The following is a 23,223-nucleotide window of genomic DNA, read 5'->3' on the forward strand; positions in this document are numbered from 1 at the left end:
ACAGATCCCCCCAGATCCCAGAACCCCCCGCCGTGACGGTTTATCTCAGCGGTCACGGCACTGTGCAGAGATTAAGGGGGAACTGTGAAGCCCGGGGGCTGTTCAGATAAAGAGCGTGTTTCCGTTGATTCCCGACTTCAGTCGCTCAACGCCGCGCGCAACCTCTCGGCTTCGGTCGTCGGGGCGTCACATGTGAAGTTACGGCAGACGTACGCGGCCGGTTCACCGCCGACCAGCGGACGGTCCGCGAGCAGCGGAAACTCCTCGCTCTCCGGGGCCCCGACAGCGACGACCGCGCCGGGCGCGGTGCCCAGAAGTGCCGTGCGGTGCAGGGTCCTGGTGCCCTCGTGGTCGAGGGACGGTCCCACGATCGCCACCTCGCGCGGCCCGTCCAGCGCCGCCTCGGCGGCGGCGAGCCCCCAGCCGATGAAGCGGGGCACGCGCGGTCCGAGCGCCTTGACGACGCCGAGGGCCCGCTCGGCGGCGGTGCGGTGAGGCCCGGATCCGGTGTGCGCGGCGTAGCCGAGCAGGGCGCTCGCCGCCGCGGTCCAGCCGGACGGGGCGGCGTTGTCGGTCGGGTCCTGCGGGCGGCGGATCAGCCGCTCGGCGTCGGCGGCGGTGTCGAACAGGGCGCCCGACTCCTCGTCGGTGAAACGCGCCAGGACGTGGTCGAGGAGGAACCCGGCGAACTCCAGCCAGACGCCCTCCCCGGTGACGGACGCCAGCGCGAGGAAGCCCTCCGCCACGTCGGCGTAGTCCTCCAGCACGCCCGCGTTGGCGCCGGCGTGGCCGTCCTTGCTGGTGCGGGTGAGGCGGGCCTGCTCGTCGAGGTGCAGCCGGACGAGGAGGTCGGCGGCGGCGAGGGCGGCCTCGACGAGGTCGGGCCGGTCGAAGTAGGCGCCGGTCTCGGCGAGCGCGGCGATCGCCAGCCCGTTCCAGGCGGCTACGACCTTGTCGTCCCGGCCCGGGGCGGGACGCTCGGCCCGCTTCGCCAGCAGGCGCTCGCGGATCGAGGCGATCTTCCCGGCGTCGAACAGGCCGTCCTGCTGCGGCAGTTGGAGGACGGACTGGCCGTGCTCGAAGGTGCCCTCCTCGGTGACGCCGAAGTACTGGGCGGCGAGTTCGGCGTCCTGCTCTCCGAGGACCTCCCGCAACTGCTCGGGCGTCCACACGTAGTACGCGCCCTCGACGTGCTTGCCGGTGCCGCCCTCCCGTCGCCCGCCACCACCCTTCTGAAGACGCGCTTCGCGCGGCACCTCCTCTTCGCTGTCGGCGTCCAGCGCGGAGGCGAACCCGCCCTCGTTCGTGCGCAGTTCGCGCACCATGAAGTCGGCGGTCTCCAGGGCGACCCGGCGGGCGAGTTCCGAGCCGGTGGCGCGCCAGAGGTGGGCGTAGACCCGGCACAGCAGGGCGTTGTCGTACAGCATCTTCTCGAAGTGCGGCACGATCCAGTCGCGGTCGACCGAGTAACGGGCGAAGCCGCCGCCGAGCTGGTCGTAGATGCCGCCGCGGGCCATGCGCTCGCAAGTGTCCCGCGCCATCTGGAGGGCGCCCTCGGCGCCGGTGCGGGCGTGGTGGCGCAGCAGGAACTCCAGCACCATGGACGGCGGGAACTTCGGCGCCCCGCCGAATCCGCCGCGCTGCGGGTCGTACTCGCGGGTGAGCGCGAGCAGCGCCTGCGCGAGTTCCTGCTCGCCGGGCGTCCGGGCGTCCCCGTAGGAGATCTCCCGCCCGGCCAGGTCCCGGACGATCTTCCCGGCGACCTCGGTGACCTCCTCCCGCCGCTCCTCCCACGCCTGGTGAACGCCCTGGAGCACCTGCCGGAAGGAGGGCATGCCCTGGCGCGGGACGGGCGGGAAGTACGTGCCGAAGTAGAACGGCTCGGCGTCCGGGGTGAGGAAGACGGTCATGGGCCAGCCGCCGTGCCCGGTCGCGGCCTGCACGGCCTCCATGTAGACCGCGTCGACGTCCGGGCGCTCCTCGCGGTCGACCTTGACGCTCACGTAGTGCGCGTTGAGGTACTCGGCGGTCTGCTGGTCCTCGAAGGACTCGTGTGCCATGACGTGACACCAGTGACAGCTGCTGTAGCCGATGCTGAGCAGCACGGGCACGTTCCGCTCGCGGGCCTCCGCGAAGGCCTCCGCCGACCAGGGCCACCAGTCGACGGGGTTGTCGGCGTGCTGAAGGAGGTAGGGGGACGTCTCGTGCGCCAGTCGGTTCGGCATGGTGTCCATCCTGCCGCAGTACCCAGCCCGGCACGCGTCAGGCGCCGCGCGGGCGCCGCCCGGGGCGCACGCCCGACGGACGCGCGGCGCCTCAACCCGCCCCTGTCTTCACATAATCGGCCGGGGCACGCCCCCTCGCCCCGATGCGCCGTCGGCAGCACACTTGACCAAGGAAACGACCGAGGGAACGACCGAGGTGACTAGCGAGTACGCCGTCGCCGCCGGAGGGGGACGTGACATGCGGGACAGTCATCGGGCGGATGCCGAGCGGCTGTTGGCACGGGCCGTGGAGGAGGAGGTGCGCCGCACGGGCGGGCGCACCGACGGGAAGGTGCTGCTCGCCCGGGCGCGCGGGGCGCTCGACGCGATGGCGCAGAGCGCGGCCGAGGAGTACGAGGCCTACACGCGCGCCCTGGACGAGGCGGCGGCCGGGCACCTCACCTTCGGTCAGCGCTACGCCCGGGAGGGCGCCGGGACACCGCTGCTGGTGGCCGGGGTCGCGGCGGTCGCGGCCGTCGTCGCCGACATGGCCCTCGGCACGAGTACCGGGACGGCGCTGGGCGCGGGCGTGACCGTGGGTGTGGTGGGCGCCGCGGCGACCGTCGTGAAGGTCGTCGGCTCGCATCTGCCGGCCGCACACCACCGGGCCGGGGCCGTGAGCCAGCCGGGCGGGCCCGAACAGCTGCGGCTCCAGTGGCTGACGGCACTGGAGGTGCGGGGCATCCGGCCGTTCCTGGACCAGCAGCGGGTGCTCGCCGCCTCCACGGGGCCGAAGAAGACGGGGCCGCGGCTGCGGGGCGCCGACAAGAGCGCGGCGGCGCGCGGGCGCAACGTGCTGGAGCAGTCCTTCGCGCAGCTCCCGGAGCCGGCTCAGCCGTTCGCGGGGCGGCGGCACGAGCTGGCGCAGATCCGGCAGTGGGTGCAGGCGGCCCGGGCGAGCACGGCGACCCAGCCGACGGTGGTCGTCCTGCACGGCACGCCCGGCAGCGGCCGTACGACCCTCGCGGTGCACGCCACGCACGATCTGAAGGATTACTTCCGCGGCGCCTGCGTCGTCGACCTGCGCTCCGACGGCCCGGGCGAGTCACCGCTGTCCACCCGCGACGCCCTGCTGCATCTGCTCAACCGGCTCGGCGCGCCCCGCGAGCAACTGCTGTTCCGTGAGCGCTCCTCCCCCGACCAGCAGGTCAAGCGGCTGAGCGAGCTGTACCACCAGCATCTGACCGGGCTGCCGGTCACGGTCGTCCTGGACGACGCCTCCGACGCCGAGCAGGTCCGCGCCCTGGTCCCGGAGCGGTCCGACAGCCTGGTGCTGGTGACCGCGCGCAAACCCCTGGAGCCGGCGGAGCTGCCCGCGCGGGTGCACCAGCTGGCTGTGGAGCCGCTGGACGCTGCCGGCGCGGAGGAACTGCTGGGTGCGGCGGCGCAGGACCGTTCCGGTCCGTACGACGCCGAGTCCGCCGACCGGGTCCGGGAGCTGTGCGGCGGGCTTCCGCTGGCGCTGCGTATCGCCGGCTCGTGTCTCGGCCCGCGCTCGCCGCGCGCGCTGGCCACGGACCTCGGCGCCTACGGCCCGGTCGAGCCGGTCGAACGCGCCCTGTGGCTGCGCTACACCGACCAGCCGGAGCCCGTACGGCGGCTGCTGCGCCGCCTGGCCCTGGCCGGCCGGGCCTCGCTGGGCGCCGCCGCGGCCGCCGCGCTGCTGGCCACCGACGAGGCCGAGGCGAAACGCCACCTCCAGGCCCTGACCCGCGCGGGCCTGATCGACCACGTCCGGGGCGACCGCTACCGGCTGCACGACCTGGTCCGCGCCTTCGCCCAGGCCCGGCTCCTCGACGAGGAGGAACAGGCCGAGCGCACGGCGGCGCAGGAACGGCTGATCGTGAACTACGCCGAGCTGGCCGACTCGGTGCTGCGCATGGTCGACGGCAACATGTCGACCCGCACGAACCGCTTCAGCCCGTACGGTTTCCCCTCCCTCGACGAGGCGCTGCGCTGGCTGGACGACGAGTCGAGCTTCATCACCGCGGCGCTGCGGCACGCCGAGGGCGTGAACCAGGCGGCGGTCCTGAACCTCCTGGGCGCCCTGTGCGACTACTGCCTGCTGCGCGGCGACCTCTACCGCCTGGGCGAGATCAGCGAGCTGGCCCAGGCGGTGGACGAGGGCCTGCTGGTCCGCTCGGTGCAGTGGCGCACCGGCATCGCGGCCCGGCAGCTGGGCGAACTGGACAAGGCCCGCACCACCCTGACCTCGGTCGTGGACCTCTACCGGGAGGCCCATCACGACGCCGGTGCCGCCCGCGCCCTGTGCTCCCTCGGCATCACCCTGCACCACCAGGGCAATCTGACGGAGGCGTCGGCGAAGCTCCGCGAGGCCCTGGCCCTCCAGTCCTCCCCCGAGCTGGCGACGGACCGGGCGTGGACGATGCACGCCCTGGCGGCGGTGGAGCGGGACCGCGCCCGGCTGGCCGAGGCGCTGGAGCTGCTCACCGAGTCGCTGGTGCTGCACCGCGCCGGCGAGTCCGTGCACGGCCAGGCGTGGGCCCACTTCCAGCTCGGCCAGCTCGGCCTGCGCATGGGCGACGTCCCGCGCGCCGAGTCCGAGCTGCGCGCGGCCCTGGAGCTGTACGGCCGCACCCGCGACGCCCGCGGCGAGGCCTGGGCCCTGACCCAGCTGGCCCGCGCCCGGCTGGTCGCCGGTGACGCGTCCCCGGCCGTGGAGGAACTGCGCGGGGCGGCCGCCCGGCACCGCGACAACGAGGACGCGCGCGGCGAGGCGTGGACGCTGTACTACCTCGGCCAGGCCCTGGAGGAGACGGGCAACCTGGACCAGGCGGTCCGCGAACTGGAACGCTCCCGCACGATGTTCTCCCGCATGCGGGACGTCTACGGCCTGGCCTGCGCCCGCCACCACTCGGCGCGCGTCACCCGCGACCAGCGCGCGGCCCAGACGGGCTCGCTGCGCAACTCGGGCTTCGCCCGCCAGCTCCTGGTGGACGCCCGCGCCGACTTCCAGCGCATCGGCGTCGCCCACGGCGAGGCGTGGACCTGCCTGGAGCTGGCGGTCGTGGACGCGGGCAACGCCCGCACCCAGCAGGCCCTGGCACTGTGCGACGAGGCGGCGGCCCTCTTCACGTCGTACGGCGACCGCCGGGGCGAGGACTGGGCCCGCTTCCTGCGCTGCACGCTCCTGCCGTACGCGGCCCCCGGCGGCTTGGAGGTCGGTACGGCCGTGGCCCAGGAGGAACTGGCCCAGCTGTCCCGCGCGAGCCATCCGCTGCGCGACCGGAAACTGGACGACTACCTCGACGCTTACGCCTTGCTGCTGGAACGCGGCGTGACCCTGGAGGCCGGCTGGCAGGCCTGGCGCCTGGGCATGGTGCCGAACCGGCATGCGCGGGAGGTGATGGGGGTGGCCGTGGAGTCGAAGACGTAGGGCACGCGACACCCGTCGGCGGCGCACGGCCACCGACGGGTGCCCCCCGGGGAGAGACGGCCGCCCGGGAGGGGGCGTCAGCCCTGCTGCTGCTTGCCCTGGCTGGAGGCCTCCGCGTCCGCCGGCTCCGGCTGCTCGGCCTTGGGGTCCGGGGCCTGGGGGAAGTCGACCTTGTTCATGTGGCGGCTCATCGACTTCATCAGGGCCCACACCGCCAGGGCCATCGCCGCGAAGACGATGAAGCCGAGGACGCCGGGGGTGACCTTGTCCTCGTCGACCTCCTTGGCGAAGGAGACGAGGTGCGTCATTGCCAGGCTTGCGCTTGCGCTCATGTCAGGCATTGTCGCGGACGCCCGCGAAGAGGTCGTCCTCGGGGAGGGAGGTATCGACGAGGGACTTCGCCAGCTCGTACTCCTCCGTCGGCCAGACCTCCCTCTGGATGTCCATCGGCACCTTGAACCAGCCGCCGTCCGGGTCGATCTGCGTGGCGTGCGCGATCAGCGCCTTGTCGCGGATCTCGTAGAAGTCGGCGCAGGGGACGTGCGTGGTGAGCGTGCGCTGCTTCATGCCGAACTCCTCCCAGCGCTTGAGCCAGTCCCCGTAGGGCGACTCCAGGCCGCGGTCGAGCATCGCCTGGTGCAGCGCCTCGGTGCGCGGGCGGTTGAAGCCCTGGTTGTAGTAGAGCTTCTGCGGCTGGTACGCGGGGCCGTACTCGGCCTCCGGGTACTTCTCGGTGTCCGCCGCCCCCTCGAACGCCACCATCGAGATCTTGTGGGTCATGATGTGGTCGGGGTGCGGGTAGCCGCCGTTCTCGTCGTAGGTGGTGATCACCTGGGGACGGAAGGCACGGATCTTCCGCACCAGCTCACCGGCCGCGTGGTCGACGTCCTCCAGGGCGAAGCAGCCCTCCGGCAGCGGCGGCAGCGGGTCGCCCTCGGGCAGGCCCGAGTCGACGAAACCGAGCCACTCCTGCTTGACGCCCAGGATCTCCCGGGCCTCGTCCATCTCCTTCTTGCGTACCTCGTGGATGTGCTCCTCGACGTACTTGTCCCCCTGGAGCTTCGGATTGAGGATGGAACCGCGTTCCCCGCCCGTGCAGGTCACGACCAGCACGTCCACCCCCTCGGACACGTACTTGGCCATGGTCGCCGCGCCCTTGCTCGACTCGTCGTCGGGGTGGGCATGAACGGCCATCAGTCGCAACTGGTCAGTCAAGACTCAATCCTCAGTAAGTCGGCGCCCTGTGTGCGTCGGCGCAATCAGCGGCTTCTATAGTGACCGAAACGGGGGGCGAATAATTCCGGGACCGGGTCCCGGGCCCGCTTACGGGACGTTCGTCCCGGTCCTGCCTGGAGGACGATCATGAGTACGGCGAGCACGCGACTGCCCGAGGGACGTTACGGTCGTTCCTCGGACGAGCGCGCCGACCGCACGCTCAAGGTCGTCGGCGCCGTCCTCGCGGCGGCGCTGCTGGGGCTCGTCGGCTGGTTCGGCTACCACTACGTCGCCCAGAGCGAGATCAGCGCCGAGGTGATCAGCTTCGAGCCGGGCAAGGAGTCCGTGCAGGTGCACCTGGAGGTCCGCAAGGACGCCGGCACCGACGGCTACTGCACCGTGCGCTCGCAGGCCGAGAACGGTGCCGAGGTCGGCCGGGCCGATTTCCGCTTCGACGGGGACGCCACCCGCATCGACAAGGTCGTCACGCTCCGTACGACCTCCCCGGGGACGACGGCCGAGCTGCTGGGCTGCCACACCGGCTGAGACCCCGCCGGAGTCACCTGCAATACGTAGCGCCTGACCTGCGGTGACGTGGAACTGGTGGCTTATGTCCTCCCCCTTCCGCCCCTGAATTGTTAGGCTCGTGGTTTCGCCCATCCGTGGAGGAACATGCTTCTGGGTAGGGCGATGCTTTGTATTCCCAGTACCTACGAGGAGCACCTGTGACCCAGACCAGCGAGAACGTCACCTGGCTGACCCAGGAGGCGTACAACAAGCTCAAGGCTGAGCTTGAGTACCTTACTGGTCCCGCGCGGGCGGAGATCTCCGCGAAGATCGCCGCCGCGCGCGAGGAGGGCGACCTGCGTGAGAACGGCGGGTACCACGCAGCCAAGGAGGAGCAGGGCAAGCAGGAACTCCGTGTGCGCCAGCTCACCCAGCTCCTCGAGAGCGCCAAGGTCGGTGAGGCGCCTGCGGCGGACGGTGCCGTGGCGCCCGGCATGGTCGTCACGATCGCGTTCGACGGTGACGAGGACGACACGCTGACGTTCCTGCTCGCCTCGCGCGAGTACGCGAGCGCCGACATCGAGACGTACTCCCCGCAGTCCCCGCTGGGCACCGGCGTGATCGGCCACAAGGTCGGCGAGGACGCGCAGTACGAGCTCCCGAACGGCAAGAAGGCCTCGGTGAAGATCCTCAAGGCCGAGCCGTACGACGGCTGAACCACCCCGGCCGACGTCTTGATCCGCCCCCGGTGTCCTCGCGGTGCCGGGGGCGTTGTCATGCCGTCGCGCACCGGTACATCGGGGCGCCGACCCGAACATGATCGGCTGGATCAGCCCCCACTGAACCCGAATGTCGAGCAGCTCCAGAAGATCCGACTTTGGATCCAGGGTGACCGGCGCTCCCCCTTCGACCCGCCGCCCCATGCACCGGTAGTAGCGCCCCGTGGCGATGCTGCCGCCCGTGCGGTGCGGCCAACGGGTGAGGAGCGTATCCGTGTCCACCGTCCCCGCGGCCCGCAAGAGCAAACGAGACTGGGCCCTGCTCCTCGTCCTGTGCGGAACGATCTTCCTCGAGGGCAGTGACGTCTCCATGCTGGCCCTGGTGCTGCTGGGGGCGGCGGTCTCCGCCTTCGGTCGGCGCGGTGCCAGGCCCGCCGACGGCCGGCGGAAGGGCGCCGCGCCCGCGGCCCGCGACGAGGTCTGCGACGGCGTCCCGGGGTGAGGGGGACGGCGCCCGCCACGACCGAGTCGACGTGGTGCCTCCCAGTCCACGCCCCACGCGAGGCGTACGAGACCCAGGCGGCTCGCCGGCGGCGGCAGTGGCAGACGAAAGTGGAGATCGCCGCGTCGTTCGTAGCGGACGCGCAGCGCTTTACGTGGTGGAGCCGGGCGAAGGTGCGCTCGACGACCCAGCACACCCGGCCCAGCCCGGAGCCGTGAGCCACCCCGCGTCGGGCGACCATCGGCTGATACCGCGTTTTCACAGCAAGCGGCGGTGCTTGCCGAAGTCGTAGCCCCGGTCGGCATGCAGACACCACTGACGCGTAGCCCGAGCAGCGTCCGAGCGCGCTGGTGGCGGGCTGCAGGTCGTCGTCACTTGTGGCCCCGGAGGAAGGTGGGGATCTCACTGCGGGTCGGGTAGTTCGGCAGGGGTGCGGGCTTGTCCTCAAGGAATGCGGTGACGATGGCAGCGGCCCGGTTGTTGTTGTCGTCGAGGCCGTTCCACATGCGGTGTCCGACACCGGGCATGTACTGCGTGCGCTGGATCGCGGGATCTTTTCCAAGGATCGCGGTCGCCCACTGACGGACCTGGGAGGAGCACTCGGCGATCATCAGCATCGCGGGAGTCCGGGAGCGACTCAGTTGCGGGGCGATGGAAGGGGATTCCTTGACCGTCTGCTGGACGCGGAGGCTGGCGGCGGGGCTGAAGGAGAAGTTCTGCTCCGTGTCCTCGACGGGGATGCGGCGCGCGTCGCGTGCGCAGTAATTCGATGCGGTGTCGCTGCCGAGATCGGCGGCGGTGAACGCGTTGTCGCCTTCGGCCTGTCCGATCAGTCCGGTGTCGGGGGTGAGGAGCCCGAGTCGCATGAGGCCCAACGCGACGGCGTACCGCGGAACATGCGTCGACCGCGGTCCGGTCATGGCCGGCGCGAGGCCGCGTGCGGACGGTCGGCCCTTGTGCCCGGCGATGCGCGCGGTGGGGCCGTCCATCGGGCCGGGCTCGGCGATGATCGCCCGGTGCAAGCGGGCGGCGACGCGCGGATCGGCCAGGGCTCGCGTGAGCACGACCCCGCCTGAGGAGAATCCGAGGATGTCGACCCTGCCCTTGCCGAGGCGGTCGACGAAGGCGGCGAGGTCGCGCACCGACCTGGAGACCGTGTACTGATCCATGGGGAGCAGGTTGCTGCGTCCGCCGCCGGCCTGCTCGTAGGCGTAGACGTCATAGCCCTGTCGCGCCAGGAGTTGCAGGAACCGGTGGTCGAGCACCGAGATGCCGCGGACGGGGCCGCCGTTGATGTACACGAACGGAACGGGGTGCCGAGTGCCGGTGTTCGCGGGCGGGTAGTGATACACCGCGACCCGGCTGCCCGTGGCCAGGCTCCAGTGCTGCGTGGCCACGAAAGGCAGGTCGGGCGGGTACTGCCGTGTCGTGGGCACGGTCGGGATGCAGACCGACGCCGTCAAGGCCGCCGCGACGACCACCGGCAGGAACGGCACGAGCCGCGTCGGCCAAGTACGGCGCCGACCCCACCACACTGCGGCGACAGTCGCGATTCCCAGGGTTGTCAACCACGCCGGGATGCCCGATCCTGCCCCGTCCGTGAGGACGATGAGCGCCAGGAAGAGGACGACCAGCCCCGCGATGGCAGCCAGGGCCAGTACCAGGCGACCGGCTAATCGGACGGGACGTATCACGGACGGTGGCATAAGGGCCTCCCACTGTTTCAGAACGACATTCCAGAACGCTGTTTCAGAACGACGTTATCAGAGTGGGTAAGCTGGTCGCGTGGGTAGGCCGAGAACGAACGATGAGACCGTCAAAGAGCGGCTTGTGGTGTGCGCGATCGAGATGCTCGCCACCCGTCCGCGGGAGACGGTCACGGTCCGCGCCCTGGCCACTGCCGCCGGGACGTCAACGACGGCGGTGTACTCCTTGTTCGGCGGCAAGGACGGGCTGATCGGCGAGGTGCGCAACAGAGCCGTGGCCGGCCTGTTCCAGGACGTGTCGGCAGTGCCGACCTCCGAGGACCCCCTTGCGGACCTCTACGCACTGGCCGCCGCATACCGTCGATGGGGGCGCGAACACAGTCACCTCTACGCAGTGCTGTTCGGTGGCGTGCAATCCTTCGACCCGTCCGGCGCGGTCGGTACCAGTGACCCCATCCGGCCGCTCCTTGCGGCGATCGATCGTGCCCTGGCGGAGTCCGTCCTCGCCGGCGAAGCGACGTTCATCGCCCTCTCGATCTGGGTGGCCCTGCACGGACTTGTGACTCTCGAACTGGCCGGAGCCCTCGACGCCGCCACGGCCGATGCCACGTTCCGATCGACGATTCACGCGACGCTGCGCGGCTGGGCGACCCCCGCGGTGTTCCGCACCCTTCGGCATGCCGACCCCGCCGGGACATCCTCCGGGGATGTTCGGATTGATCGCCCCTGAGCACGCAGGAGCCCCGGCCGTCTCACTTGTGGATGGCCGGGGCTGCTCTGATGTCGTCCGACGCCAGGCGAGCAAGTCTCGGGACGGCGGAGCCCTCAACCGTCCACCCGGCGGTACTTGCGGACCGCCAGGGTGCGGAACAGGACGATGATCAGGATCGAGTAGATGAGCGAGGCCCAGACCGGGTGCTGCATGGGCCATGCGTCGGACCGGGATACACCTGGGTCACCGAAGAGCTGACGGCACGCCTCAACAGTGGCGCTGAACGGGTTCCAGTCGGCGACGTGCCGCAGCCAGGGGGTCATCTGGCTGGGGTCGACGAAGGCGTTCGAAATGAACGTCACCGGGAACAGCCAGATCAGGCCTCCTGAAGTCGCCGCCTCCGGCGTGCGCACGGACAGGCCGATCAGTGCGCCGATCCATGTGAAGGCGTATCCCAGGAGGAGCAACAGGCCGAAGCCGCCCAGGACCTTTGCGAAGTTGGTCGGCTCCTCGTAGCCGGGGCGCCAGCCCACGAGCAGCGCGACGATCGCGAGGACGAGCAGAGTAAGGGCCGTCTGCACGAGATCTGCGACGGTACGGCCGGTCAGCACCGCACCACGCGCCATCGGCAGCGAGCGGAAGCGATCAATGAGGCCCTTGTGCATGTCGTCCGCGATGCCGGCGCCCGCTCCCGCGGTGGCGAACGTAACGGTCTGCGCGAAGATCCCCGCCATCAAGAAGTTCTTGTAGACGTCCGGGTCGGTGGTGTTGCCGATCTTCATCGAGCCGCCGAAGACGTACGTGAAGAGGATCACGAACATCACCGGCTGGATCAGCCCGAAGAGGATCATCTCGGGAATCCGGCTCATGCGAATCAAGTTCCGCCGGGCGATGACCAGGGAGTCGCTCAAGGTGCTGCTCACTTCGCGGCCTCCTCGTCGTTTTCCTCGTTCTCCTCGTTCTTCGCCTCGGCCACGTGTCCCGTCAGCGACAGGAAGACGTCGTCGAGGGTCGGCCGGCGCAGGCCGATGTCGTCGATCTCGATGCCCCGGGTGTCCAGTTCGCGGATGACCTCGGCGAGGAGCCTGGCGCCGCCGGTCACGGGCGCGGTGAGCTTGCGCATGTGCTCCTCGACCGTGGCGTCCCCCTCGCCGAAGCCGGCGAGCACCTCGGCGGCGGCCTTGATGTGCTCGCGCTCGTGCACCACGACCTCCACGCGCTCGCCGCCGGTGCGGGCCTTGAGCTGGTCGGAGGTGCCCTTGGCGATGACCCGGCCGTGGTCGACCACCGCGATGTCGTGCGCCAGGTGGTCGGCCTCTTCCAGGTACTGCGTGGTCAGCAGCAGCGTCGTGCCGTCGGAGACCAGCTGCTTGATGACCTCCCACAGCTGCTGGCGGTTTCGGGGGTCGAGGCCGGTCGTCGGCTCGTCCATGAACATCACGGGCGGCGAGACGACGAGGGCCGCCGCGAGGTCGAGCCGGCGGCGCATGCCTCCGGAGTAGGTCTTGGCGGGGCGGTCGGCCGCGTCCGCGAGGTGGAACTGCTCCAGCAGCTCGGCCGCGCGCTCCTTCGCCGCCTTGGCCTTCATCTGGTAGAGCTGGCCGACCATCTGGAGGTTCTCGCGGCCGGTCAGGTACTCGTCGACGGCCGCGAACTGGCCGGACAGGCCGATGGAGCGGCGGACGGCGTCGGGCCGTTTGAGCACGTCGATGCCCGCGACGACCGCCCGTCCGCTGTCGGGGCGCAGCAGGGTGGTCAGGCAGCGGACGGTGGTCGTCTTGCCCGCGCCGTTCGGCCCGAGCAGGCCCAGGACCGTGCCTTCGGGCACGTCGAGGTCGACGCCGTCCAAGGCCCTTACGTCACCGAAGGCCTTGACCAGACCTTCGGCATAGATGGCGCCTGGCATATGAATCTCCACGTCTTCGGGGATCGCCGGACAGGTGAATCACGCTTCGCACGAACACACCATAACGCGATGTATCGCGTCTCACAACGAGGTTTTCCGCGTTGTTGCTTCATGCGACGAAGGGATCTTGAACCCGGCTCCGGAGACGGTCAGCCCATGACCGTGTAGCCCGCTTCGCGCAGCGCCTGGCCCACCTCGGCGCAGTGCACCGGGCCCTTCGTCTCCAGGTGCAGCTCGACCTCCGCCTCCGTGAGCCCGAGCCGTGGGTCGGTTCGTACATGGCTCACATCGAGGACGTTAGCGTCGACCACTGACAACACGCCCAGGAGTGTGGCCAGAGCGCCGGGCCGGTCCGTCAGCCGCAGCCGGACGGCAAGGTAGCGGCCCTGCGCGGCCATGCCGTGCCGCAGCACCCGCTGCATCAGCACCGGGTCGACGTTGCCGCCGGACAGCACCGCGACGACCGGCCCCTCGAAGGAGCCGGGCCGGCTCAGCAGCGCCGCGACCGGGCTCGCCCCGGCCGGCTCCACGACCAGCTTGGCGCGCTCCAGGCACAGCAGCAGCGCGGCGGACAGCTCGTCCTCGCTGACCGTCCGCACCTCGTCGACCAGCTCACCGACGATCCCGAACGGCACGTCGCCGGGCCGCCCGACCTTGATGCCGTCGGCCATCGTCGCCGGATTCTCGACCGAGACGGGCCGGCCCGCAGCCAGCGAGGGCGGATAGGCCGCCGCGCCCTCCGCCTGGACGCCCACGATCCTCAGGTCCGGCCGCAGGGCCTTCACCGCCACCGCGATCCCGGCGGCCAGCCCGCCCCCGCCGATGCCGACGACGATCGTGCGCGCCTCCGGGCACTGCTCCAGGATCTCCAGACCGACCGTGCCCTGGCCCGCGATGATGTCGGGGTGGTCGAAGGGGTGGATGAACACCGCGCCCGTCTCGGCCGCGTACTCCTGCGCGGCGGCCAGCGTCTCGTCGACCACGTGGCCGTGCAGCCGCACCTCCGCCCCGTAGTCCCGGGTGGCGCTGACCTTGGGCAGCGGGGCGCCCTTCGGCATGAACACCGTGGAGCGCACGCCGAGCAGCGCGGACGCCAGGGCGACGCCCTGCGCGTGGTTGCCGGCGCTCGCCGCGACGACCCCGGCGGCGCGTTCCTCGGGCAGCAGACCCGCGATCCGGACGTAGGCGCCGCGCAGCTTGAACGAACCGGTCCGCTGGAGGTTCTCGCACTTGAGATGCACCGGCGCGCCGACCATCTGGGACAGGTGCCTGCTGCCCTCCATCGCGGTCACCCGCGCCACGCCCGAGAGCATCTTCTGTGCGCCGCGCACGTCGTCGAGGGTGACGGGCCGCAAGGAGTCGGCCGTGCTGTAGCTCATGACTCCAGCATCGCAGTTCACGGGTGGGAACGGCTGTTGTGACCAACCTCCGAGACCCGCTTCGCGCAGCCCCGGTACGGCCCGCGCCCCGGCCGCGTACCCTGTCCCCCAATCAGCCAGCCCTCCACGAAGTGAGCCCCCGGCCATGCCCACAACACCTGAAATGTCGATGGACATGACGACCGTCGGTGACACCGGTCTTCTCGACACCCTCCAGCACGAGGTGGCGGTGTTCGCCCGCCGTGCCGAACAGACGCGGCTCGGCGGGGTCGGGCAGGTGCGCAACTCCATGGACCGCGCCGCGTACCTGCTGCTCAACCGTCTCGACAAGGAAGGCCCGATGGGCGTCAAGGCGCTCGCCGCGAGCATGGGGATCGACTCCTCGACGGTCACCCGGCAGGTGGCTCCGCTCGTCGACACCGGTTTGGTCAAGCGCACGTCGCACCCCGAGGACGGGCGGGCGGTGGTGCTCCAGCTGTCCCCGCGCGGGCAGGCGCGGCTGGAGGAAGTGCGCTCGTCGCGGCGGCAGTTGATGGCCGAGCTGACCGAGGACTGGGAGCCGGAGGAGCGCGAGGCGTTCTGCTCGCTGCTCACCCGCTTCAACAGCGCGCTGTCCGCCCGGATGGCGGTGTCGGGGCTGCCGGGTCCTGAGGCGCAGTCGCCGTCATGAGAGCCGCACGGACATAAGAGACGCATGACGCGCCGTTCGCTCTCCGGGGGCGCCCGTACGACGCGTGCCCGCCACGCGCGCGTGACGGACGGAGGGGCGGGTGCGAGCTCGTGCGGCGGTGGTCGGCCGGGCCCGGGCGGGGGCTCCTGGCCACGGGCAGCCCGCGCCGGCCGGGTCATCCGCCGTCCCGACCCGGTGCGCGGCTCTTGACCGCAGGGCCGGCCCTGGCCTGATATGAGACCGGGTCCCCGTCGTACGCGGCCGTCGCGCCCGTACCCGGCCGGGCCCGCATCCTCAGGGTCGCCGTCGGGCGGGAGGCGCGGTGCGACAAGGGCATGCGTCCCAGTCAACCCGGCGAGCCCGGGAGTTCGAGGCGTTCGTCGCGGGCGCGGCCGGGCGGCTGCTGCACGCCGCGACCCTGCTCACCGCGGAGGCCCCGGACGACAACCCCCGCGCGCGACGCCTGCTGACCCTGTCGCTGGCGCACACGTACGCGTGCTGGGACCGGCTGCGCGGCGAGGATCCGTACGACCGCACGCGACAGCACCTGGCCACCCGCTTCGCGCGCGGCGCGTGGCACCACCACGGCGGTCTCGGCCGCTCCCGGCCGCACCCGGCGAGCCCCCTGGCCCCGCTCACTCCGCAGGAGCGGCTGATCCTCGTGCTCAGGCTCTACGAAGGCGCCGCCGAGGAGCAGACGGCGGCCCTGCTCGGCCTGTCCGCGGAGCGCGTACGGGCCATCTGCCACCGGGCGACGACGACCTTGCTGCACCACTCGCGGGGCCCGGCACAGGCGGCGACGGCCGCGAAGGCGGTGCCGTCATGAGCCCTCCGGGCCGGAAACCTCTCCGCGAGCACGGTCACGGCGAGCGCCCTCCCGGCGAACGGAGGCGGGTATGAGCGGGAACGACCGCGAGGCGGCCGCTCGGCGGCTGCTGGAGCAGGCGTCGTCGCGGTCCGTTCCGCCCGAGATCCACGCGGAGGCGGTGCGCCGGGGCGCCCGGATGCTGCGGCGCAGGATGGTCGCGCGACGCCTGTTGTGGCTGCTGATGTTCGCGGCGGCCGTGGCGTTCGCGGTGTGGGCGCTGACGGCCCGCCCGTGGGTGGAGCCGCCGTCGGACACGACTCCACCCCTCACCAGCTGGTGACCCCGCCGTGGGCCTCTAGCCGAGCGCCTGCTGAAGGTCTTCCAGCAGATCGTCCGCGTTCTCGATGCCGACGGACAGCCGCACCAGGTCGCCGGGCACCTCCAGGAGCGAGCCGGCCGCGGAGGCGTGCGTCATCCGGCCGGGGTGCTCGATCAGCGACTCGACACCGCCCAGGGACTCGCCCAGCGTGAACACCTTGGCGCGGTTGCAGACCTCGACGGCAGCCTCCTCGCCGCCCGCCACGCGGAAGGAGACCATGCCGCCGAACGACTTCATCTGCTTGGCGGCGACCTCGTGGCCGGGGTGCTCCGGCAGGCCCGGGTACAGGACGCTCGTCACGCGCGCGTGCCGGGTGAGCATGTCGGCGACCTTGGCGGCGTTCTCACTGTGCCGGTCCATGCGCACCGCGAGCGTCTTGGTGCCGCGCAGTACCAGCCAGGAGTCGAAGGGCCCGGCGACCGCGCCCATGGCGTTCTGGTGGAAGGCCAGCTCCTCGCCCAGGTCCGGGTCGTCCGTGATCAGCGCGCCGCCGACGACGTCCGAGTGGCCGCCCATGTACTTGGTCAGCGAGTGCACGACGACGTCCGCGCCGAGCGAGAGCGGCTGCTGGAGGTAGGGCGTGGCGAAGGTGTTGTCGACGACGAGGCGGGCGCCCGCGTCCCGGGCGACCTGAGCGACGGCGGCGATGTCCGTGATGCCGAGGAGCGGGTTGGAGGGGGTCTCCACCCACACGGCCTTGGTCTTCGGGGTGATGGCGGCGCGTACGGCGGCCGGGTCGCCGGTGTCGGCGACCGACCACTCCACGCCCCAGCGGGCGACGACCTTGGCGAACAGGCGGAACGTGCCGCCGTAGGCGTCGTTGGGGATGACCACGTGGTCGCCGGGGCTGAGCAGCGTACGCAGCAGGCAGTCCTCGGCCGCCAGCCCGGACGCGAACGCGAGACCGCGGCGGCCGCCCTCCAGGGCGGCGAGGTTCTCCTCCAGCGCGGTCCTGGTCGGGTTGGCGCTGCGGCTGTACTCGTAGCCGCCGCGCAGGCCGCCGACGCCGTCCTGCTTGTAGGTCGACACCTGGTAGATCGGCGGGACGACCGCGCCCGTCAGGGGGTCGGCGGTGTTGCCCGCGTGGATCGCGAGCGTCTCGAAGTGCTGACTGATATGCCTGTCGCTCATGGGCACCGAGGGTAATGCGCCGACGCGTTGAGTGCCGGGCGACGAGGCGGCGGGGCCCCTGAGCCGGGTTTTCCACAGGGTGGCGGGTGCGGCTCGGCCGGGTTTTCCACAGGTTCGGGGACCAGGTTGGCCAATTGTCGGCGCGGTCTGGTTCGCTTGTTGCATGGAGATTCTCTGGGTCCTGATCGCACTGGTCATGCTGGGCTTCGTGCTGCTCCCCTTCCTGCGGCGCAGGCGCGGGACCGCGATCGGGCTGGTCTCGCCCGACCACCCGGACGCCGCGGACCCGGCGAACTACGGCTTCGTCCGCGAGGAGGAGCTGGACATCCGCATGCCCGGCCCCGACCAGGACCTGCTGGACGTCCTGGACGTGGTGCAGCGCACGCAGGACTACCGCGCGGCGCAGCAGCTCCTCGCGGGCACGGAGACGGAGGGCGAGCAGCGCTGGCAGCGTGTGCAGGCCTTCGCGGGCGCGGCCTCGCTGGAACTCTCTCAGCGGCCCGGCGGGGTGGGCGAGGCGCCGGGCGGGCAGTGGCTGCGGGTGTGGCGGGCCGAGGCGCCCAAGGACGCGGGCGGGGCCGCGGTGCACGCCGAGTTCCTGGTCCAGCAGGCGTGGCGTACGGCGACGCCCGGGACGGACGAGTTCCGGATCATCATGGAGGAGGCGAAGGCGGCGTGCGGCGAGGCGGCGCTGCTGGCTCCCGGCGACCCGATCCCGTACATCGTCGAGCTGTCGGTGGCCCGCGGGCTGGGCTACTCGCAGAAGGACTTCGAGCAGGTCTGGCTGAAGATCCTGGACCGGGCCCCGGCCCACATGGGAGCACACCTGGCCGCGCTGCACTACTGGTGCGAGAAGTGGCACGGCTCGCGTGCGCTGGCGTACGAGTTCGCGGAGGCCGCGGCGGCCCGCGCCCCCAAGGGCTCCCTCCTGGCGGCGATGCCCCTCTTCGCGGTGTTCGAGCACCTCCCCGAGGTGACCCTGGTCAGCACCTTCTGGCAGACCGAGGTCGTCACGAAGGCGGTCCACGGCGCGCTGCACGCGGTGCACTCGGCCCGCCCCGACGACCCGATGCTGGCGCACGTGCGGCACATGCTGGTCTTCTTCCTGGTCCGCAGCGAGCGCTGGGCGGAGGCCATGAACCAGCTGGTGCACATCGACGGCCACGTCGGCGCCCTGCCCTGGACCCTGTCCGCCGACCCGGCGGCGGAGTTCGCGGTGTACCGGGCCCTGGCGGTGGCAGGTTACGAGGCGAACGGCGGCAACCCGGCGAGCCTGCCGCACTGAGACGCGGGCCCCGGCCCCGCCCGGAGACAACCGGCTCCGGGACGCCGACTCCGGCCGCCCCGGGAGCGCGGCTCCGGCGCCCGGGTAACGCGGCTCCCACCGCGCGAGGCAGGGGCTCCAGCCGCCGGGGCGAGGGCCCGGCGGCCCAAGTCGCCGACTGCGGCCACCCGAACACCGGCTCCAGCCGTCCGAGGCGCAGGCACCCACCGCCCGCGACACCGAGCCGAGGCGCAGGCACCAACCGCCCGCGACACCGACTCCCGCCGCGAGGCACGCCCCCCGGCCGCCCGAGACACGGCCCCGGCCGCCCCGGCACACAGGCCCCGGTCACCCGAAACAACACCCCAGGCCACCGGAGACACCGGCTCCAGCCGCCCGAGGCGCGGCGCCCCGGCCAACCCGGGGCGTGGCCGGGCCGGAATTCCCTCCGGCCCCCACACGTTGAACGTGGCGTCGCCCCGCGTGGGTGTCGCGCCGATTGGAGACCGCATGTTCCTGCACAGCCGTACCCCCCAGCTGCCGACCCCCGAGCAAGCGCTGCCCGGCCGCTCGGAGCCGGCGTTCACGGTCCCCGACCGCCACACGGTCCTAGGCAACCCGCTGCTCGGCCCCTACCCCGAGGACCTGGAGACCGCCGACTTCGGCCTGGGCTGCTTCTGGGGCGCCGAGCGCAAGTTCTGGCAGCTCCCGGCAGGGGTGTGGACGACCCTGGTCGGCTACCAGGGCGGTTACACGGAGAACCCCACGTACGAGGAGGTCTGCTCGGGCCTGACGGGCCACACTGAGGTCGTCCGGGTGGTCTACGACCCGAAGCTGATCTCGTACGAGCGCCTCCTGAAGACGTTCTGGGAGTCCCACGACCCCACGCAGGGCTTCCGCCAGGGCAACGACACGGGCACGCAGTACCGCTCGGCGATCTACACCCACACCCCCGAGCAGGCGGCCACCGCCAAGTCTTCCCGCGACTCCTACCAGAAGGTCCTCACCTCTTCCGGCTACGGCGACATCACCACGGAGATCGTCCCGGTGGAGGGCCGCCCGTTCTACCCGGCGGAGGGCTACCACCAGCAGTACCTGGACAAGAACCCGGCGGGTTACTGCGGCATCGGCGGTACGGGCGTGTCCTGCCCGATCGGCGTGGCCAAGGCCGACGGGTGAGCGCCCGCACCTGGTGACACGCGCGAGGGAAGTGAACAGCGGCACCACTGGAACCGACGGGGCGCGGTGGCAATAGGGTGCCTCCGTGACTGCGCCCTTGAGTTCCACGAAGACCCGTGACGCGCTCCGGATATCGGCCCGTGTCTCCGCAGAGTTGCTACTGGTGCTCGCGATGCTGACAGTGGCTCTGTGGCTGCTGGGTCGGATGTGGTCGGTTGTCTGGCCGCTCGTCGTCGGATTGCTGCTGACCACGCTGACCTGGCCCGCGGCCCGTTTCCTGCGTCGCCGCGGGTGGCCGCCCGCGCTCGCCGCGTCCGTCGTGACCGTGCTGTTCCTGCTGGTCTCCGCGGGTGTCGTGGCGCTGATCGCCGTGCCCGTGGCGTCCCAGTCCGGTCAGCTGACCGACGGCGTGGTCGAGGGCATCCAGAAGATGCGCGAGTGGGCCGCCGGGCCGCCGCTGAACATCGGTGACGCCCAGATCAACAAGGCCTTCGACACCGCGGTCGCCCGCGCTCAGGAGGGCCTCGGCAGCATGGTCGGCGCTGTCGTCACTGGCGTGAGCACCGTGGTGAACGGCTTGGTCACCGCCGTTCTCGCCCTCTTCCTGATGTTCTTCTTCCTCAAGGACGGCCCGCGGTTCCTGCCGTGGCTCTCCCGTCAGCTGCCCGGCCGGCTCGCCGCCGACGTCCCGACCGTGTTGGAGCGCGGCTGGAACACCCTTGGCGCCTTCGTGCGCTCCCAGGCGGCCGTCGGCCTGCTCGACGCCGTCCTGATCGGTCTGGGCCTGTGGATCCTGGGCGTACCGCTGGTACTCCCGCTGGCGGTGCTGACCTTCGTGTCCGCGTTCGTGCCGATCATCGGCGCCCTGTTCGCAGGTTTTGTCGCGGTCCTCATCGCGCTCGTCTCCAACGGCCTGACAGACGCGCTGATCGTGCTGGCCATCATCGTCGTGGTGCAGCAGCTCGAGGGCAATGTGTTCCAGCCCATGATCCAGAGCCGGGGGCTCGGCCTGCACGCGGCCGCGGTGCTGCTGGCGGTGACGCTGGGCGGCAGCCTGGCCGGCATCGTGGGCAGTCTGCTGGCCGTCCCCGTCGCCGCGCTGATCGCGGTGGTCTGGAACTACGTGCGCGAGCAGCTCACCGATCCGCCACAGGCACCGGACGGCACCGAAGAACCGGACAGCGCCGCTCCCGTACCGTCGTAACGGTCGCGGACGCGCGAACGGCCCCGCCCAGGTCGCGGGGCTCCCTCTCGCTTGCGAGCCTGCAAGCGAAGGGAGTTCCGCCCCATGTTTCCTGTCACCGCGTCGCCCGTCCGCCTGGAGGCGTCCGTCGACGCCCGGTTGTCCCGATGGCTGTGGCTGGTGAAGTGGCTGCTCGCCATCCCGCACTACATCGTGCTGTGCTTCCTTTGGATCGCGTTCGTCCTCGTCAGCGTCGTCGCGTTCTTCGCCATTCTGTTCACCGCCCGGTACCCCCGGGCCCTCTTCGACTTCAACGTCGGCGTGCTGCGGTGGAACTGGCGGGTCACCTACTACGCCCACACCGCGCTCGGCACCGACCGGTACCCGCCGTTCACCCTGTCCGACGTGCCCGACTATCCGGCCCACTTCGACGTCGCCTACCCCGAGCGGCTCTCCCGCGGACTGGTGCTGGTGAAGTGGTGGCTGCTGGCGATCCCGCAGTACATCGTCGTCGCGATGTTCGTGGGCGGTGGCTGGGGGTGGGGCCGGGGCGACGGGGACGGCTGGCGGGGAAGTGGGCTGATGCCGTTCCTCTCGCTGGTCGCGGTGGTCGTCCTGCTGTTCACCGCCCGCTATCCGCGGCACCTCTTCGACTTTCTGCTCGGCCTCGCCCGCTGGTGCGCCCGGGTGACCGCGTACGCCGCCCTGATGACCGACCGGTACCCCCCGTTCCGCCTCGACATGGGCGGACAGGAGCCCCCGGACCAAGGGCCACTGACCAAGAGCCCCTCTGGGCCAAGGGCTCCTGGAGAAGGGCTCCCGGCCAGGGGCCCCTGACAAAGGCCTCAATCCCCAGCGGAAGCGCTTCCTCCCGCTCTACGCTCCTGCGCATGACGGTCGGACGAGCCTTACAGATGATCATGGTCATCGCCCTGGCCCTCGCGGGGGCGGTCCAGGGCGGGGTGAGCTCCGCGCAGGCCGAGGACGGCGGGCGGCAGCTCCTGTTCTACAACCACGCCTACGGCGTGCTCGACCGGGAGACCGCCGACGCCATCGAGCACTCCGCCTTTCTGAGGGACTTCGCCAACTTCCAGGTCCGCACCACGACCGGTGCCGGCGGGCAGACCTGGACCGGTCGCTATCTGATGGGCCGCGAGACCTACCTCGAGTTGTTCGGTATCGGCGACCTCCCGGACAAGGACGGCACCCTCGGCGCCACCGGCATGGGCGTCTCGACCGAGCGGGACGGCGATCTGGCGAGGGTGATCACGCGGCTGCGCGAGCTGGGGATCAGCGACCCTGTCGAGTTCCAGCAGACCCGTGACTTCGGCGACGGCGTCCCGGTGCCCTGGTTCGACGCCGTCTTCACCACCGACCAGTACGACCTCTTCGGCACCTGGGGCATGGAGTACCGGCCGGAGTACTTCGCCGACCCGCGCGGCAACACCGAGCCCGCCGCACACCCCGGTGACGTGGGCCGGGAGCGCTACCTGTCCGACGGTTACCGCGACCGCCTGATGCGGGACGTGACCGGCATCCGGCTGGCGGTGACCGCCCGGGACCTCGCCAGCACGGTGCCGCTGCTGAAGGCCGGCGGGTTCACCGTACGGTCCCTGCCCGGCGGGGGCGCCGTCGCGAAGGGCGGCGGCACCACGCTGCGGTTCGACGCCGTGCCGCTCGACCAGGTGGGTCTGCGGCAGGTCGAGATGTCGCTGAACAGGCCGGTGTCGTACCGGCACGAGGAGCGGATCGGTCACTCGGCCCTCGTCGTCGGCCCCGGATCCCGTGCCGTGTGGACCTTCAAAGACCAGGACCGGCCGAGTCGCTCCAGGTGACGCCCGGTGCCTTCTCGACCATGGTCAGTGTCAGGTCGTGGAGCTGGGCCGTAGCCCTGGCCCGAGACACGGCTCAGCCGCCGCTGCCGTACGGCCGCGTGATGATCTCCAGTCGGTGACCGTCGGGGTCGTCGAAGTACGCGCCGCGGCCGCCGTCGTTGTGGTTGATCTCGCCGGGGCGGCTGTGGAACGGATCCGCCCAGTACGTCAGACCGGCCTCCTGGATCCGGGCGAAGATCTGGTCGAACTCGTCCTCCGAGACGAGGAAGGCGTAGTGCTGCGGCGTGATGGCGCCGGGGCTGTCCATGTAGTCGAGCGTCACGCCGTTGGAGATCTCGACCGGGAGGAACGGGCCGTAGGGCGGGCTCACGTCCAGCCCCAGAATGTCGGCGAGGAACCGGGCCGAGACGCGCTTGTCGTGCGCGACGACGATGGTGTGGTTCAGCTGCACGGTCATGGCGGGCCTC

The 23,223-nt window shown here is 71.3% G+C and carries 22 protein-coding genes; 13 read left to right on the plus strand and 9 right to left on the minus strand.

The genetic code is table 11. From position 1 onward, the window contains the following. Positions 1 to 137: 137 nt before the first annotated feature. On the minus strand, positions 138 to 2,225 hold the full coding sequence (locus tag AOQ53_RS01640; protein WP_059414252.1) for a thioredoxin domain-containing protein: 2,088 nt from the start codon (positions 2,223 to 2,225) through the stop codon (positions 138 to 140). Between the two features lie 238 nt (positions 2,226 to 2,463). Here AOQ53_RS01640 and AOQ53_RS01645 point away from each other — a divergent pair, with 238 nt between their 5' ends. Then, positions 2,464 to 5,661: a tetratricopeptide repeat protein gene (locus AOQ53_RS01645; protein ID WP_059414255.1), complete on the plus strand. Its 3,198-nt coding sequence runs from the start codon at positions 2,464 to 2,466 to the stop codon at positions 5,659 to 5,661. 77 nt (positions 5,662 to 5,738) lie between these two features. Here the strand turns inward: AOQ53_RS01645 and AOQ53_RS01650 are convergent, their stop codons facing one another. Together AOQ53_RS01650 and mca are read right to left on the minus strand one after the other, a co-directional pair. After that, entirely contained in the window at positions 5,739 to 6,002 is a 264-nt protein-coding gene (locus AOQ53_RS01650; RefSeq protein WP_078945094.1) for a hypothetical protein, read from the minus strand. Beyond that, positions 5,995 to 6,876, minus strand: a complete 882-nt coding sequence (gene mca / locus AOQ53_RS01655) for a mycothiol conjugate amidase Mca (RefSeq protein WP_059414258.1) — start codon at positions 6,874 to 6,876, stop codon at positions 5,995 to 5,997. The genes AOQ53_RS01650 and mca overlap by 8 nt, the downstream gene beginning before the upstream one ends. Positions 6,877 to 7,023: 147 nt before the next feature. Here mca and AOQ53_RS01660 point away from each other — a divergent pair, with 147 nt between their 5' ends. The 3 genes from AOQ53_RS01660 to AOQ53_RS47940 all read left to right on the plus strand — a co-directional run bounded on the left by AOQ53_RS01660 (position 7,024) and on the right by AOQ53_RS47940 (position 8,604). Then, positions 7,024 to 7,422 carry a DUF4307 domain-containing protein gene (locus AOQ53_RS01660; protein ID WP_059414260.1) on the plus strand — a complete coding sequence of 133 codons (399 nt, stop codon included), beginning with the start codon at positions 7,024 to 7,026 and terminating at the stop codon, positions 7,420 to 7,422. 179 nt (positions 7,423 to 7,601) lie between these two features. Continuing rightward, on the plus strand, positions 7,602 to 8,099 hold the full coding sequence (gene greA, locus AOQ53_RS01665) for a transcription elongation factor GreA (protein WP_059414261.1): 498 nt from the start codon (positions 7,602 to 7,604) through the stop codon (positions 8,097 to 8,099). A 277-nt stretch (positions 8,100 to 8,376) separates the two neighbouring features. Next, complete coding sequence (locus AOQ53_RS47940) at positions 8,377 to 8,604, plus strand: hypothetical protein (protein ID WP_059414263.1); 228 nt, start codon at positions 8,377 to 8,379, stop codon at positions 8,602 to 8,604. A 371-nt stretch (positions 8,605 to 8,975) separates the two neighbouring features. Here AOQ53_RS47940 and AOQ53_RS01680 read toward each other — a convergent pair whose 3' ends face one another. Then, entirely contained in the window at positions 8,976 to 10,298 is a 1,323-nt protein-coding gene (locus AOQ53_RS01680) for an alpha/beta fold hydrolase (RefSeq protein WP_236711524.1), read from the minus strand. Between the two features lie 91 nt (positions 10,299 to 10,389). Here AOQ53_RS01680 and AOQ53_RS01685 point away from each other — a divergent pair, with 91 nt between their 5' ends. Next, positions 10,390 to 11,040 (plus strand): TetR/AcrR family transcriptional regulator, encoded by a 651-nt coding sequence (locus AOQ53_RS01685; RefSeq protein WP_059414269.1) that lies wholly within the window; start codon positions 10,390 to 10,392, stop codon positions 11,038 to 11,040. A gap of 95 nt (positions 11,041 to 11,135) precedes the next feature. On the opposite strand, the gene AOQ53_RS01690 is transcribed toward AOQ53_RS01685, so the two are convergent. The 3 genes from AOQ53_RS01690 to ilvA all read right to left on the minus strand — a co-directional run bounded on the left by AOQ53_RS01690 (position 11,136) and on the right by ilvA (position 14,307). Continuing rightward, positions 11,136 to 11,945 (minus strand): ABC transporter permease, encoded by an 810-nt coding sequence (locus AOQ53_RS01690; RefSeq protein ID WP_059414271.1) that lies wholly within the window; start codon positions 11,943 to 11,945, stop codon positions 11,136 to 11,138. Beyond that, positions 11,942 to 12,928, minus strand: a complete 987-nt coding sequence (locus tag AOQ53_RS01695; protein WP_059414273.1) for an ATP-binding cassette domain-containing protein — start codon at positions 12,926 to 12,928, stop codon at positions 11,942 to 11,944. The genes AOQ53_RS01690 and AOQ53_RS01695 overlap by 4 nt, the downstream gene beginning before the upstream one ends. Before the next feature lie 149 nt (positions 12,929 to 13,077). Then, positions 13,078 to 14,307 carry a threonine ammonia-lyase gene (ilvA, locus tag AOQ53_RS01700; protein ID WP_059414275.1) on the minus strand — a complete coding sequence of 410 codons (1,230 nt, stop codon included), beginning with the start codon at positions 14,305 to 14,307 and terminating at the stop codon, positions 13,078 to 13,080. Positions 14,308 to 14,470: 163 nt separating this feature from the next. On the opposite strand from ilvA, the gene AOQ53_RS01705 reads away from it, so the two are divergent. The 3 genes from AOQ53_RS01705 (at position 14,471) to AOQ53_RS01715 (ending at position 16,125) form a co-directional block, all read left to right on the plus strand. After that, entirely contained in the window at positions 14,471 to 14,977 is a 507-nt protein-coding gene (locus tag AOQ53_RS01705; RefSeq protein ID WP_174523215.1) for a MarR family winged helix-turn-helix transcriptional regulator, read from the plus strand. A 322-nt stretch (positions 14,978 to 15,299) separates the two neighbouring features. Next, positions 15,300 to 15,803, plus strand: a complete 504-nt coding sequence (locus tag AOQ53_RS01710; protein WP_059414277.1) for a sigma factor-like helix-turn-helix DNA-binding protein — start codon at positions 15,300 to 15,302, stop codon at positions 15,801 to 15,803. 70 nt (positions 15,804 to 15,873) lie between these two features. Next, positions 15,874 to 16,125 (plus strand): hypothetical protein, encoded by a 252-nt coding sequence (locus AOQ53_RS01715; protein WP_059414279.1) that lies wholly within the window; start codon positions 15,874 to 15,876, stop codon positions 16,123 to 16,125. Positions 16,126 to 16,140: 15 nt separating this feature from the next. Here the strand turns inward: AOQ53_RS01715 and AOQ53_RS01720 are convergent, their stop codons facing one another. Next, the gene (locus tag AOQ53_RS01720; RefSeq protein WP_059414281.1) at positions 16,141 to 17,295 is read right to left on the minus strand and encodes a cystathionine gamma-synthase; all 1,155 of its coding nucleotides are present in this window, start codon (positions 17,293 to 17,295) and stop codon (positions 16,141 to 16,143) included. Between the two features lie 163 nt (positions 17,296 to 17,458). Between AOQ53_RS01720 and AOQ53_RS01725 the strand changes: the two genes are divergently transcribed. The 5 genes from AOQ53_RS01725 to AOQ53_RS01745 all read left to right on the plus strand — a co-directional run bounded on the left by AOQ53_RS01725 (position 17,459) and on the right by AOQ53_RS01745 (position 22,756). Beyond that, positions 17,459 to 18,580 carry a hypothetical protein gene (locus tag AOQ53_RS01725; RefSeq protein WP_059414283.1) on the plus strand — a complete coding sequence of 374 codons (1,122 nt, stop codon included), beginning with the start codon at positions 17,459 to 17,461 and terminating at the stop codon, positions 18,578 to 18,580. Between the two features lie 489 nt (positions 18,581 to 19,069). Next, on the plus strand, positions 19,070 to 19,738 hold the full coding sequence (gene msrA / locus AOQ53_RS01730; RefSeq protein ID WP_059414284.1) for a peptide-methionine (S)-S-oxide reductase MsrA: 669 nt from the start codon (positions 19,070 to 19,072) through the stop codon (positions 19,736 to 19,738). Positions 19,739 to 19,835: 97 nt separating this feature from the next. Beyond that, positions 19,836 to 20,942 carry an AI-2E family transporter gene (locus AOQ53_RS01735; protein ID WP_174523216.1) on the plus strand — a complete coding sequence of 369 codons (1,107 nt, stop codon included), beginning with the start codon at positions 19,836 to 19,838 and terminating at the stop codon, positions 20,940 to 20,942. An 84-nt stretch (positions 20,943 to 21,026) separates the two neighbouring features. Next, positions 21,027 to 21,758 carry a DUF4389 domain-containing protein gene (locus AOQ53_RS01740; RefSeq protein ID WP_059414287.1) on the plus strand — a complete coding sequence of 244 codons (732 nt, stop codon included), beginning with the start codon at positions 21,027 to 21,029 and terminating at the stop codon, positions 21,756 to 21,758. 77 nt (positions 21,759 to 21,835) lie between these two features. Continuing rightward, a complete protein-coding gene (locus tag AOQ53_RS01745; protein ID WP_059414289.1) occupies positions 21,836 to 22,756 on the plus strand; it encodes a DUF5829 family protein in 921 nt (306 codons plus the stop codon). Between the two features lie 73 nt (positions 22,757 to 22,829). Here AOQ53_RS01745 and AOQ53_RS01750 read toward each other — a convergent pair whose 3' ends face one another. Then, positions 22,830 to 23,213 (minus strand): VOC family protein, encoded by a 384-nt coding sequence (locus AOQ53_RS01750; protein ID WP_059414291.1) that lies wholly within the window; start codon positions 23,211 to 23,213, stop codon positions 22,830 to 22,832. Between the last annotated feature and the right edge of the window lie 10 nt (positions 23,214 to 23,223).

This window comes from Streptomyces azureus (assembly GCF_001270025.1).
Classification (GTDB): Bacteria; Actinomycetota; Actinomycetes; order Streptomycetales; family Streptomycetaceae; genus Streptomyces; species Streptomyces azureus.